Below are 12850 nucleotides of genomic sequence, written 5' to 3'. Positions count from 1 at the left end.
CTCTCCGGTCAGCGCAGGAACATCAGGGGGCTGGTCATGGCGGCGTGGACGGCCCGGTCGACGCCGTCGGTCGTCCCCATCGGGACGTCCGCACGGGCCGGGGCCTTCCCGCCGTTCAGGCGCGCCACGAGCACACCGACGAGGGCGTGCGAGGCGGGCACCCGGTAGCCGGTGACCCGCTCGAGGATGCGGACCGCGGCCTGGGCGTAGGTCATCGAGGCCGTGACCCCGAGGCGGGTGGCGAACCGACCGGGGCAGGTCAGGTGCGGGTCCTCGTTGCCGAGGACGGCGTCGGCGGCGTTGAGGCCGCCGAGCACCGAGGCCGTGCCCATCCAGTGCGCGTCGCGGTCGGGCATCCCCTGGGGGGTCGGCCAGTCGCGCACCGGCTGGCCGGCCGTGCGGATCGCGTCGTACGTGGTCGGGGCCGGGAGCTCGGTGAGGTTGGCCGCGGGGCGGGTGTGGGTCCACTGCACGCCGGCGGTGGCGGCGACGGCGGCCCACGTCTCGGCCGGGCGGCGCCACTTGCGGCCCGCGGTGCCCAGCCAGGTGGGGTGGGTGAACATCGCGCGGAGCACCTTCTCGACGCTGCCGCCCGAGGAGACCCAGGCCGACTGCATCGCGGAGACCATCGCGGCCGGCGGGGTGTCGCTGACGAAGCGGCGGGCCAGCCGGGTGCAGACGTTGGCGCGGGTCACGGGGTCGTTCGCGAGGTCGCGGACGAAGCGGACGATGTCGGCCGGGGCGCTCGTCGTGCCGCCGTTCCACGGGGTGTTGGCGTAGCGGCGGCCGCGGATGGTCACCGCGCCGAACCAGTGGTCGGTCTCGTGGACGCCGATCTTCACCGAGCCGTCGGGACGGGTGCCGCCCCAGATGCCGGAGAAGAGCTTCGAGGCGGCCTTGACGTCGGCCTCGGTGTAGTGACCGACCCCGACGGAGTACAGCTCCATCACCTCGCGGGCGAGGTTCTCGTTCGGGTGCACCTTGGTGCTGCCGAGCTGGTCGAGGTAGGTGAGCATCCCCGTGCTGAAGATGAAGGCGACGAGCACGTCGGAGAAGGTGCGGAAGGCCATCGTTCGGGCGAGGGCGTCGAGCTGGCGGGCGCTGCCGGTCATCTTGTTCTCGGCGTACGGCAGCGAGAAGTAGTCGAGCCAGAAGTCGGCGAGGGAGGTCTGGAGGTGGCGCTTCGTGTACACGGGACGGAGCACGTGCACGCGCATCAGCTGCTCGGCCATGTGTCCCTCGGAGATGCCGGCGTAGCCCGCCTTCGCGTCCTCCTCCGGGGTCGTCGCCCAGATCGCCGGGTACTTCGCGCGGGCGGTCGCGACGAAGGGCTCGGCGATGGTGTCCGGGCGGAACTGGGTGTTGAGCCAGGCGGCCACGCCGACCCGGCGGATCTCGTCCGCCACCTCGAAGCTCGCGCCGATCGCGGTGCGGCGGGCCATGACCCACTCCGCCGACGTCGTGCAGCCGGCGAGGCGGGGGGCGAGCGGCGTGGACACGGGGACGACCGGACCGGGTGCCGGGGTGGGGGTGCGGGACCCGGCCGGCGTGAGCGGCCGGGGGGCCGGCACGGCGGGACGGGACGCGGTCCGAGCGACCGGGCGGGGTCGCGTCAGCGTGATCGAGGGCGGCATGGCGAGAGGCTCCTCAGGAGACGAGCGGGGCGATGGTGATCGCCCCGCCCGTGCCGACGCAACCTCCACGACGAGTGTCACCCCGGTCGCGACGGACGAGGTCTCGCATTGCCATCTCTTGACCAAAGCCAGACGATGTCTTGGCGCGACGTGCACCCGGAGGCGGTTGCAGGGGTGCGCGGGTCACGTCCGGGGTACGTGCACCCGGGTCCGGCCGCCGCCCGGCGGACGGCGTCGACGAGGAGGAGGAGCCCGTGCCGGTCTGGGTCGAGGCGGGGCTCTACGGCCTGCTCGCCGGCGGGACGCTCGTCGTCGGGGCCCTGCTCGCGTGGTTCGTCCGCGTCCCGCAGCCGGTGGTCGCCGGGATCATGGCCTTCGGGGCGGGGGTCCTCATCTCCGCCCTCGCCTTCGACCTCGTCGACGAGGCGGAGCGCACCGGCGGGCTCGTCCCGACCGTGGCCGGCTTCGTCGGCGGCGCGGTCGCGTACTTCCTCGCCAACCTCGCGCTCGCCCGGCGCGGCGCCCGGCACCGGAAGCGGTCGGGCGACCAGCAGCCGCGCGAGGACGAGCAGGGCGGGAGCGGCGCGGCGATCGCCGTCGGGGCGCTGCTCGACGGCGTCCCCGAGTCCGTGGTCCTCGGCCTGACCCTCCTCGGCGGCGGCGGGGTCGGCGTCCCGGTGCTCGCGGCGATCGCGGTGTCGAACCTGCCGGAGGGCCTCTCGAGCGCGGCGGGCATGAAGGCCGCCGGCCGCAGCGCCCGCTACGTGTTCGGGGTGTGGACCGCCATCGCGGTGGCGAGCGGGCTCGCCGGGCTGCTCGGGTGCCTGCTGCTCCAGGGGGCCTCGGACGGGACGGTGGCGGCGATCACCGCCGTCGCGGCGGGCGCCATCCTCGCGATGGTCGCCGACACGATGATCCCGGAGGCCTTCGAGCGCACGCACCTCTGGGCCGGGCTCATCGCGACCCTCGGGTTCGTCGTGGCCTTCACCATCGACCGGGTCTGACGCACCGCGCGCGGCCGGGCGCGGCCGGAGGGCGCGGGCGGCCGGGCGGCCTCAGGGCTCGCCGGGGTCCCGGCCCTCCTCGGTGGCGAAGCCCTCGCGCGCCGCCCGCTCGGCGGTGGTCTCGGTCTCCTGGAAGAGCGTGACCTGCAGGCCGGCGGGCACGTCGAGCCGGGCGTTGAGCGAGCGCCACGGCGTGAGGACCGGACGGGCCACGACCCGTGCGCCGGCCGCCTCGAGCCGGTCGGTCGTGGCCTCGGAGTCGTCGACCTCGAAGGCCAGCCGGACCGACGGGCTGACCGCCCCGTCGGCCTCGACCCGGTCGATCATCCGCTTGTGCGCCGGGCTCGCGAGCTCGAGGGTGGCCCGGCCGGCGTCGAGGATGGCGACCCGGTCGTCCCCGCCCTCGGCGAACGCGGCGAGCTCCGGCATCCCGAGGACGTCGCGGAAGAAGCGGACGGCCTCGTCGTAGTCGTCGGCCTCGACGACGACGCGCAGCTGGCGGACGGGGTTCTCGTCGGCGCGGTCCATCGCCGGGGCCTCAGGCGCGCTCGAAGACGCCGAACGAGAAGCCCGCGGCCTCCGCCCGCCCGGCTCCGAGCGTGACGCCCTCGACCGCGAGCGGGCGCGCGTCGTCCCAGCCCGCGGGCAGGTCGGTGGCGGCGGGCTCGCGGCGCGGGTTGACGACGACGAGGTGCGTGCCGCCGCGGACGAAGGCGAACGGGTAGTCCTCGGTGAGCACCTCGAGGCTGCCTCCGGGCTGGAGGGCCGGCGTCGCGTGGCGCAGCGCGAGCAGGCGCCGGACGAGGTGCAGGAGCGACCCCTCGTCGGCGCGCTGGGTGGCGACGTCGGGGCGGTCGGGCGAGGGGTCGAGCGGGAGGTAGAAGTCCTCCTCGGGCGCGGTCGAGAAGCCGGCGCCCGGGCCGGGCTCCCACTGCATCGGGGTGCGCGACCCGGTGCGGTTGTTGGTCGGCGAGAGGATGCTCCCCTCGGTGTCGGGGAGGTCCTCGACGTAGCGCATCCCGATCTCGTCGCCGTAGTAGATCGTCGGCAGGGTCGGCCAGGTGGCGATGAAGGCGAAGGCGGCCCGGGCCTGCGCCGCCGTGCGGGGGCCGCTGACGAGCCGGGCGTAGTCGTGGTTCGCCGACGGCAGGGCGATGTGGCCGCCGTCGACCCCGATGGCCGCGGTCGCCTCGCGCCACTCGCGGAGGAAGGTGTCGATGCCGCCACTGCCCTCGGCGTCGAAGAAGTAGCGCCCGCTCTCGGTCCAGCTCGGGTCGTGGGTGCCGATCCCGGTGTGCCACAACGACCTTAGCGCCGGCTTGTTGAACTGGAGGAAGAAGTCGGCGTGGAAGCCGGCCGGCACCGCGACGGCGGGGTCGCCCCACTCGGAGAGCAGGGCCTTGTCCGGGTGCTCGGTGTCGAGCCAGTCGCGCATCTCGGTCCAGAGCCGGCCGGTCTCGACGAGGCCGGGGTCGTCCTTGACGAGCGAGCCGGCCATGTCGACCCGGAAGCCGCTGATGCCGAGGTCGAACCAGTGCGTCATGACGTCGCGCAGCGCCCGGCGGTTGGCGCGCGGGCCCTCGGCGTCGACGGCGTCGCGCCACGGCTCGGCGGGGTCGGGGCGGGCGTAGCCGAAGTTCAGCGCCGGCTGGCAGGGGTAGAAGTTCAGCTGGTAGTAGCCACCGCGCCGGCCGGGGACCGGGCACCAGATGCCCGCGGGCCGACCGACGCGCTCGTTGCCGATGTACCGGTGGTCGGAGGGGTCGTCGGCCCACTCGCGGAACCACGGGTGCTGGTCGCTCGTGTGGCCGGCGACGAGGTCGAGGAGCACGCGGATGCCGCGGCTGCGGGCGGCGTCGACGAAGGCGGCGAGGTCGTCGTTCGTGCCGTAGCGGGGGGCCACGCTCAGGTAGTCGGCGACGTCGTAGCCGGCGTCGGCGAACGGCGAGGCGAAGAGGGGGCTGAACCACACCGCGTCGACCCCGAGCCACGCGAGGTGGTCGAGGTGCTGCTGCGCCCCGGCGAGGTCGCCGATGCCGTCACCGTTCGAGTCCGCGAAGGTCTGCGGGTAGATCTGGTAGAGGACCGAGTTCGCCAGCCAGGCCGGCTGGGGGCGGGTGCGAGCCATCGCTCCACCCTAGCCATCCGGGGGCGGGCGTGGCCGGGTCGTTCGTCCCCAGATGCAGCGCTGCGGCGGGCTGTCCACAGGGCTCGGCGCCACGAGCCCGGGTTGTCGGTGGTGGCCGCGAGAATGACGGTATGGCAACGGGGAGAACCGAACTCGCGGAGCGCCGCTCCTGTGTCAAGTCCGCGCGGGAGGCGCTGGCCGGGTTCGGCGAGGTGCTGGCGGCGGCCTCGGGGGGCAAGCTCGCCGAGCTGCTCGGCGTGCTGGACGAGGTCGTGGCCCTGGGGTCGGCGGCGCGGGTGTCGGTGGCGGTCGAGGCCGCTCGCCGCGGTGAGGTCGCCGGGTCCGAGGTGCAGCTGTGGGTGCGCCAGCACGCGCCGTCGCTGCGCCAGGGTGGCGCGGCGGCCGTGGCCCGGATCGCGCTCGACGTGGTGGCGGCCGGGACGGGTCGCCGAGCACCCTGGACGTGACGATGGCCCTGACCGACCATGGGCGCCGGACTCCGCGTGGTCACGCTGGTGACGCGGAAACCGGCGGGTGACGCGGTTGTCTCCCCGTCACCCGCCGACTTCCGCGTCCTGACCGTGATGCCAGGGACGTTGCGCGATGACGCTGCAGTTGCCGCGACCCCGCGCAAGATCCTTGGCGGTCGGGGAAACCGGGGTGGTGGCACCGGTTTCGCCGGGTGCCGGCCCCGACCGAGCACCTTCCGTTCGTGCCGCAGATCGCGCTCATCGGGCGACGCGGCCCCTCGACTCCCGAGGCGCCGAGCCCCTCACGTCGTCCGCTCGCCACCGACAGCGCCGATCCAGACGGTGTCGAGGGCCGCCGGGCGGGCCGACCGCGCGACCGGCCCAGCCCGGCCTGTCGAATGTTTCTGCCCGGCGCTCGATGGGCAGATCCCTCACTGGTTGAATCGTGCGGGACCCCGTGCGACCCGCGAGCAGGACGAGGCAGGACCGTGACGAGCACCGAGCCCAGCACCGTGAGCCTCGCGGTGCTGCGCGACGACCCGGATGCCCGCCCCCTCCTCGACGAGGTCGACGCCCTGCTCGAGGACGTCATCGGCCAGCTCCGCGGCATCCTCCTCGAGGTCGGCGACCCCTCCTCCGGACCCGGACGCCCGCTGGCCGTCGACCTCGTCGGCGAGCTCGCCGAGCGGGTGCGCCACCACGGCAAGCGGCTGCGCCCGCTCTTCGCCCGCTGGGGCTGGAGCCTCGCCGGCGGCGACCACGCCACGCGCCCCGCGCTCGTCGAGGTCGCCGCGGCCCTCGAGCTCCTCCAGCTCTTCGCCCTCGTCCAGGACGACGTCATGGACCGCTCCGCCGAGCGGCGCGGCCGACCCACCCTCCACGTCGTGACGGCCGCCCGCCACCGGGCGCACGGCGGCCTCGGCGACGCCGACCTCTACGGCGACAGCGTCGCGGTGCTCGTCGCCGACCTCGCCCTCAGCGAGGCGACCCTGCTCGCCTCCCGCGGCGAGGCGCGGGTGGCGCGGGCCTGGCGGGTGATGGCCACCGAGCTCGTCGAGGGTCAGCTCCTCGACGTCACGCACACGGCCGGCCGCGGCCGCGACCTCGAGACCTCACGCCGCATCGCGCGGCTCAAGAGCGGTCGGTACACCATCACCCGGCCGCTCCAGCTCGGCGCCCTGGTCGCCGGCGCCGACACCGACCTCGTCACCCGGCTCGGCGCGTGGGGCGACCTCGTCGGTGACGCCTTCGCCCTGCGCGACGACGTCCTCGGCGTCTGGGGCGACCCGCACGTCACGGGCAAGCCGGCCGGCGACGACCTCCTCGCCGGCAAGCCGACGGTCCTGCTCGTGTGGGCCGAGGAGATGCTCCCCGCCGCCGACCGCCCGCTGCTCGAGGCCTGCGACGCCGGGCGCGTCGACGACGGCGCCGTCGCGGCGCTGCGTGACGCGATGGAGGCGGCCGGGGTGCGCCGGCGGGCCGAGGACGAGCTGGCCGACCTCGTCGACCGCTCGCACGCCGCCCTCGACGACCTCGGCCTCGACCCCTCGGCGCGGGAGGCCCTCGCCGGGCTCGCCGAGGCCGTCGCCTGGCGGTCGGTGTGAGGGTCGTCGTCGTCGGCGCGGGGCTCTCCGGGCTCGCCGCGGCCTGCCACCTGACGGCCGCCGGCCACGACGTCACCGTCCTCGAGCGCGAGGACGACGTCGGCGGTCGGGCCGGCACGCTGCGCCTCGGCGGCTTCCGCTTCGACACCGGGCCGGTCGTCATGACGATGCCCGAGCTGCTCCACGCCCCCATCCGGGCGGTCGGCGGCGACCCCGAGCGGCTCGTCCCGATGCATCGCCTCGACCCCGGGTACCGGGCGGTCTACGCCGACGGCTCCGAGCTGCACGTCCGGGCCGCGCTGTCCGACCTGCGCGAGGAGGTCCGGCGAGTGTCCGGCGAGCGTGACGCCGCGGCCTTCGACCACTTCGTCGGGTGGCTGGAAGCGTTGCACGACACCGAGTTCGACACCTTCATCGACCGCAACACCGACACCCCGCTCGACCTCGTCCGCTCCCCGGTCACCGCCCTGCGCCTGCTCCGCCTCGGCGGCCTGCGCGCCCTCGGCCCGACCCTCGCGTCGTTCTTCGAGGACGAGCGCCTGCACCGCGTCTTCGGCTTCCAGGCCCTCTACGCCGGCGTCGCCCCGGCGCAGGCCCGGGCGCTCTTCGCCGTCATCACCTACATGGACACCGTCCGCGGCGTCTTCCACCCCGAGGGCGGGATGCACGCGGTGCCGTCGGCGATGGCCACCGCGCTCCGGGACGCGGGGGTGCCGGTGCACCTCGGCGTGGAGGTCACCGAGGTCCTGCGCCGCGGTGACGGCGCGGTGGCCGGCGTCGCCACCGCCGACGGGGCGCGCCTCGCCGCCGACGCCGTCGTCTGCACCCTCGACCTGCCCGTCGCCTACGACCGGTTGCTGCCCGGCGTCCCCGCCCCCCGCACGGTGCGCCGGGGCCGGTACTCGCCGTCGGCCGTCGTCTGGCACGTCGGGGTCCGCGGGCGACCGGACGAGCGGGTGCGCCACCACAACATCCACTTCGGGCGGGCGTGGGACAGCGCCTTCGAGGCCCTCGTCGACCGCGGCGAGCTGATGCCCGACCCGTCGCGCCTCGTCACCGTGCCCACCACCTCCGAGCCCGCGATGGCCCCGGACGGCTGCTCGACGCTGTACGTCCTCGAACCGGTGCCGCACACCGGGTCCGGTGTCGACTGGTCGCGCGAGGCCGGTCCGATGCGGGAGCGGCTCCACGCCTTCCTCGGCCGCGAGGGCTACCCCACCGACGTCGTCGAGGAGCGGCTCGTCACCCCTGCCGACTGGGAGTCACAGGGCATGCACCGCGGCACGCCGTTCGCGCTGGCCCACACCTTCGGCCAGTCCGGGCCGTTCCGACCGGCGAACGTCGACCGGCGGGTGCCGGGGCTCGTCTTCGCCGGCTCCGGCACGACCCCCGGCGTCGGCATCCCGATGGTCCTCGTCAGCGGCCGGCTCGCCGCGGAACGGGTGCAGCAGTACGCCGGTCGGGCTGCACCGCGGCCGCGCCGGCAGGTCGGGGCCGTCCGGTGAGTACCCTCGACCCGCACGTCGCCGCCGGCTACGCGCGGTGCGCGGAGGTCACCCGCGAGCACGGCACCACCTACTACTGGGGCGCCCGGCTGCTGCCGCGCGAGGAGCGCCGACACGTCTTCGCCGTCTACACCCTCGCCCGGCTCGCCGACGACATCGTCGACCTCGCCGGCCCCGAGCCCGGCCCGTCCACGGCCGCCGCCCTCGACGCCTTCGAGGCCGCCTTCCACGAGGCGGTGGCGGCCGGCGGCTCGCCCGACCCGGTGCTCGCCGCCGTCGCCACGACCGTGCGCGAGCGGCGCATCCCGCCGGAGTGCTTCGACCGCTTCTTCGGCGCGATGCGCACCGACCTCACCCGGCGCGGTTACGAGACCTGGGAGGACCTCCTCGGGTACATGGACGGCAGCGCCGCGGTCATCGGCGAGATGATGCTCCCCGTGCTGCACCCGACGAGCGAGGCCCGCGAGCCGGCGCGCGCCCTCGGGCTGGCCTTCCAGCTGACGAACTTCCTGCGCGACGTCGGCGAGGACCTCGACCGCGGGCGGGTCTACCTCCCGCAGGAGGACCTGCGCCGCTTCGGCGCCGACCCGTGGGCCCGCACCGCGACCCCGGAGTGGCGGGCCCTCATGGCCTTCGAGGTGGCCCGCAACCGCCGCCTCTACCGCGAGGCCGACGAGGGCCTGGCCGCGCTGCCCGGCGCCTCCCGCCGCTGCGTCGCGACCGCCCGCGTCCTCTACGCGCGCATCCTCGAGCGCATCGAGGCCGCCGGGTACGACGTGTTCGCCGAGCGGGTCCGGGTCCCCACCCCGGCCAAGGCCGCCCTCGCCGCGCGGGTGGTCACCGCCCGCGACCCGCTGCGCCTCGTCGCCCGCGACCGCGCCGCCGAGGTCCCCGACCTCGGCTGGGTCGCCGACGACGACGTCGTCCTCGTCGACGATGCCGGCCGCCCCACCGGCACCGCCCCGAAGTCGGCGGTCCACCACGACGCGACACCGTTGCACCTCGCCTTCTCCTGCTACGTCGTCGACGACGCCGGCCGGCTGCTCGTCACGACCCGGGCGGCGAGCAAACCGAGCTTCCCCGGCGTCGTGACGAACACCGTGTGCGGCCACCCCGGCCCCGGCGAACCCCTCGAGGACGCCGTCCGGCGCAGGGCCCGCGACGAGCTCGGCGTCGCCCTCGAGGACCTGCGCGTCGTCCTGCCGGGGTTCCGGTACCGCGCCGCGATGGGCCACCTCGTCGAGCACGAGGTGTGTCCCGTCCTCGTCGCCCGCGCGTCGGCCGCCGACCTGCTCCCCGACCCCGACGAGGTCGACGACGCGACCTGGGTGCCGTGGGCCGAGTTCTCCGCCGACGTGCTCGCCGGCCGCCGCACCGTCTCGCCCTGGTGCACCGAGCAGGTGCCCCTGCTGGCGGCGCTCGGGTCCGACCCGCACTCGTGGCCCGCCGCTCCCCTCGACGCACTGCCACCGGCCGCCCGCCTGGGCGACGTGGCGGGGACCGGCTGAGGCCCGTGGACGACCGGTACCAGTACCTGCTGCTCATGGCCGGGTGCCTCCTCGTGACGCTGCCGCTCGAGTGGGCGATGCGGGCCCGGGTCTACCGCAGGCCGGTCCGCCTCCTCGTCGCGCTGCTGCCGGTCGTCGTCGTCTTCGTGGCGTGGGACGTCCTCGGCATCGTCCGCGGGCACTGGACGTACAGCGCGCAGTACACGACGGGTGTCCTGCTGCCCCTCGACGTCCCGCTCGAGGAGCTCGTGTTCTTCGTCGTCGTGCCGCTCTGCGGGCTGCTCACGTACGAGGCGGTCGGCACCGTCCTCGGGCTCTGGCGGAGGAGGCGCGGCGATGCCTGAGTACACCGCGCTCGCCGTCCTCTCCGTGCTCGCCACCGTTGCCGCGGAACGGTTCTGGCTCCGCACAGGCATCTTCCGCACCGCGCAGTACTGGGCGGCGATGGCCATCGTCTTCGCGTTCCAGGTGCTCGTCGACGGCTGGCTCACGAAGCTCTCGGCACCGATCGTCCTGTACGACGACGCCCAGACCCTCGGCGTGCGCTGGCCGTGGGACATCCCCGTCGAGGACTTCCTCTTCGGGTTCAGCATGGTGACCCTGACCCTCCTGCTCTGGGTGCGGCGCGGTCGGCACGAGGAGGGACGGACCCGATGACCGGACGCGACTGGGTGCTCGCCGACGCCTTCGACCGGGCGGCGCCGACCTACGACGCGATGGTCGCCCTCTCCCCCGGGTACCACGACCAGCTGCGCACCGCGGCCGACGCCCTCGTCGCCGGGCTGCCCCGGTCCGCCGGCCCCACCCCCGTCCTCCTCGACCTCGGCTGCGGATCGGGCGCGTCGACGCGTGCGGTGCTCGACGCGTGGGCGGCGGCCGGGGGCGGGGACCTCGACCTCACCGGGGTCGACGCCTCGGCCGGGATGGTGCAGGAGGCGCACCGCAAGCCGTGGCCCGCCGGCGTCCGCTTCGTCGTCGACGACGCCCTCGCCCACCTGCGCGGCCTGCCGGACGGCTCGGTCGACGGGGTCCTCGGCGCGTACCTGCTGCGCAACGTGCCGGATCGCGACGCGGTCGTGCGCGAGGTCGCCCGCGTGCTGCGGCCGGAGGGCGCCTTCGTCGTCCACGACTACTCCGTGGCCGGCAGCCTGCGGGCCCGGGCCATCTGGGCCGCGGTGTGCCACACCGTGATCATCCCGCTGGCCGTGGTCAAGCGCTCCGACGTCCCCCTGCACCGGTACCTCTACACGAGCGTGCGCGACTTCGACTCGGTCGCGACCATCTGCCACCGGCTCCAGGCCGCCGGCCTCGTCGACGTGCGCCACCGCTCCTACCCGGGGTGGCAGGACGGCGTCGTCCACACCGTCGTCGGGCACGCCCCGTCGTGACCGCCCGCCGAGCGCGCTGGCGACCCGGGCTCGACCCCCGGGCCGTCTTCCACCCGCCCCCGGCACCGGCCGCCGACCCCGACCCACCGGCCGACCCGCGCGTCGTCGTCGTCGGCGGCGGCATCGCCGGGATGACCGCCGCGCTCGGCCTCGCCGAGCGCGGGGTGCGGGTGACCCTCCTCGAACGCGACGAACGGCTCGGCGGGCGGGTGTCGTCGTGGCCGGTGGTCCTGCCGGACGGCGGCACGGCGCACATGGGGCGCGGCTTCCACGCCTTCTTCCGGCAGTACTACAACCTGCGCGCGGTGCTGCGCCGCACCGACCCCACCCTCGACCGGCTCCGCCCGCTCGAGGACTACCCGCTCGTGCGGTCGGGCGGTGGGTCCGACTCGTTCGCCGGCATCCCCCGGACCCCGCCCTGGAACCTCGCGGCCTTCGTCGCCCGCAGCCCCAGCTTCGACCTCGCCGGCCTGCGCGGCGTCGACGTCGAGCAGGCGCTCGGGCTGCTCGACGTCGACTTCCCCCGCACCTTCTCGACGCTCGACGGCGTGAGCGCCGCGGAGGTCCTCGACCGGCTGCGCTTCCCCGAGGGCGCCCGCCACCTCGCGCTCGAGGTCTTCGCGCGCAGCTTCTTCGCCGACCCCCACGACTTCTCGGGAGCCGAGCTCCTCGCGATGTTCCACCTCTACTTCGTCGGGTCCGCCGAGGGGCTGCTCTTCGACGTCCCCGTCGACGAGGCCGACGGCACGCTGTGGGCGCCGCTCGGCGCCCACCTGCACTCGCTGGGCGTGGAGACGCGGGTCGGGCGCGAGGTCGACGCGGTCGAGGACGCCGAGGTCGGCGGCCTCCTCGTGCGCCATCGTGACCGGAGCGGCGGCGGGGTCGTGGGCACCCCGGCCGACGCCGTCGTCCTCGCCCTCGACCCGGTCGGCTTGCGCCGGCTCGTCGCGACCTCCCCCGGGCTCGGGGGCGCGACCGCCGAGGGCGCCCGGTGGCGGGACGCCGTCGCCGCCGTCCGCTCGGCGCCGCCGTTCGCGGTGTGGCGGCTCTGGCTCGACGGTCCGGTGCGACCCGACCGACCGCCCTTCCTCGGGACGAGCGGGTACGGCCCGCTCGACAACGTGTCGGTGCTCGAGCGCTTCGAGGACCACGCGACGAGCTGGGCTGCGGCACACGGCGGCTCGGTCGTCGAGCTGCACGCCTACGCCGTGCCTCCCGGGTCGGAGGAGGAGCGCCTGCGCGCCGCGCTGCTCGACGCCCTCCACGCGGTCTACCCCGAGACCGAGCGGCTGCGGGCGGTGCACGAGGAGTGGCTCGTCCGCGAGGACTGCGTGCTCGTCGGCACCGAGCCCTGGGCCTCCAGGCCCGGCGTCGCCACCCCGGACCCCCGCGTCGTCCTCGCCGGCGACACCGTCCGCTGCGACCTGCCCGTCGCCCTCATGGAGCGCGCCGCGACGACCGGGTGGCTCGCCGCCGACGCCCTGCTGACCGGGTGGGGACGCCCCGGTCACGGCGTGTGGTCGGTGCCGCTGACCTCGCGGCTCGGCCGCGCCCCGGGGCTCGCGCGCCGCGGGCTGCGCGCCGCCCGCGGGCTGCGCCGCCGCTGAGC

Annotated in this window: 12 protein-coding genes; 9 read left to right on the top strand and 3 right to left on the bottom strand. The window is 75.5% G+C overall.

Going from position 1 to position 12850, the window contains the following annotated elements; translation table 11 throughout:
* Positions 1–8 precede the first annotated feature (8 nt).
* Complete coding sequence (locus JQN70_RS00215) at positions 9–1499, bottom strand: DUF1800 family protein (protein WP_204129304.1); 1491 nt, start codon at positions 1497–1499, stop codon at positions 9–11.
* Positions 1500–1888: 389 nt separating this feature from the next.
* Here JQN70_RS00215 and JQN70_RS00210 point away from each other — a divergent pair, with 389 nt between their 5' ends.
* Positions 1889–2638, top strand: a complete 750-nt coding sequence (locus tag JQN70_RS00210; protein WP_204129303.1) for a ZIP family metal transporter — start codon at positions 1889–1891, stop codon at positions 2636–2638.
* Positions 2639–2689: 51 nt separating this feature from the next.
* On the opposite strand, the gene JQN70_RS00205 is transcribed toward JQN70_RS00210, so the two are convergent.
* Together JQN70_RS00205 and JQN70_RS00200 are read right to left on the bottom strand one after the other, a co-directional pair.
* Complete coding sequence (locus tag JQN70_RS00205) at positions 2690–3166, bottom strand: VOC family protein (protein WP_204129302.1); 477 nt, start codon at positions 3164–3166, stop codon at positions 2690–2692.
* Positions 3167–3176: 10 nt separating this feature from the next.
* Entirely contained in the window at positions 3177–4766 is a 1590-nt protein-coding gene (locus JQN70_RS00200; protein ID WP_204129301.1) for an alpha-amylase family glycosyl hydrolase, read from the bottom strand.
* Positions 4767–4897: 131 nt separating this feature from the next.
* Between JQN70_RS00200 and JQN70_RS00195 the strand changes: the two genes are divergently transcribed.
* The 8 genes from JQN70_RS00195 (at position 4898) to JQN70_RS00155 (ending at position 12848) form a co-directional block, all read left to right on the top strand.
* Positions 4898–5233, top strand: a complete 336-nt coding sequence (locus tag JQN70_RS00195) for a hypothetical protein (protein WP_204129300.1) — start codon at positions 4898–4900, stop codon at positions 5231–5233.
* 491 nt (positions 5234–5724) lie between these two features.
* Positions 5725–6840 (top strand): polyprenyl synthetase family protein, encoded by a 1116-nt coding sequence (locus tag JQN70_RS00190; RefSeq protein ID WP_204129299.1) that lies wholly within the window; start codon positions 5725–5727, stop codon positions 6838–6840.
* Positions 6837–8345, top strand: coding sequence for a phytoene desaturase family protein (gene crtI, locus JQN70_RS00185; RefSeq protein WP_204129298.1), 1509 nt, complete (start codon positions 6837–6839; stop codon positions 8343–8345). Before JQN70_RS00190 ends, crtI begins: the two co-directional genes overlap by 4 nt.
* Entirely contained in the window at positions 8342–9853 is a 1512-nt protein-coding gene (idi, locus tag JQN70_RS20710) for an isopentenyl-diphosphate Delta-isomerase (protein ID WP_307835727.1), read from the top strand. Before crtI ends, idi begins: the two co-directional genes overlap by 4 nt.
* A gap of 5 nt (positions 9854–9858) precedes the next feature.
* Complete coding sequence (locus JQN70_RS00170) at positions 9859–10197, top strand: lycopene cyclase domain-containing protein (protein ID WP_204129297.1); 339 nt, start codon at positions 9859–9861, stop codon at positions 10195–10197.
* Positions 10190–10510, top strand: a complete 321-nt coding sequence (locus JQN70_RS00165) for a lycopene cyclase domain-containing protein (RefSeq protein ID WP_204129296.1) — start codon at positions 10190–10192, stop codon at positions 10508–10510. Before JQN70_RS00170 ends, JQN70_RS00165 begins: the two co-directional genes overlap by 8 nt.
* Positions 10507–11241, top strand: coding sequence for a class I SAM-dependent methyltransferase (locus tag JQN70_RS00160; protein WP_204129295.1), 735 nt, complete (start codon positions 10507–10509; stop codon positions 11239–11241). The genes JQN70_RS00165 and JQN70_RS00160 overlap by 4 nt, the downstream gene beginning before the upstream one ends.
* A complete protein-coding gene (locus JQN70_RS00155) occupies positions 11238–12848 on the top strand; it encodes an FAD-dependent oxidoreductase (RefSeq protein WP_307835726.1) in 1611 nt (536 codons plus the stop codon). The genes JQN70_RS00160 and JQN70_RS00155 overlap by 4 nt, the downstream gene beginning before the upstream one ends.
* The last annotated feature ends 2 nt before the right edge of the window (positions 12849–12850 follow it).

The organism is Phycicoccus sonneratiae (assembly GCF_016887965.1).
Lineage (GTDB): Bacteria > Actinomycetota > Actinomycetes > Actinomycetales > Dermatophilaceae > Phycicoccus > Phycicoccus sonneratiae.
The sequence above is the reverse complement of the archived record's forward strand: the minus strand, read 5'-3'. Positions and strand labels throughout refer to the sequence as shown.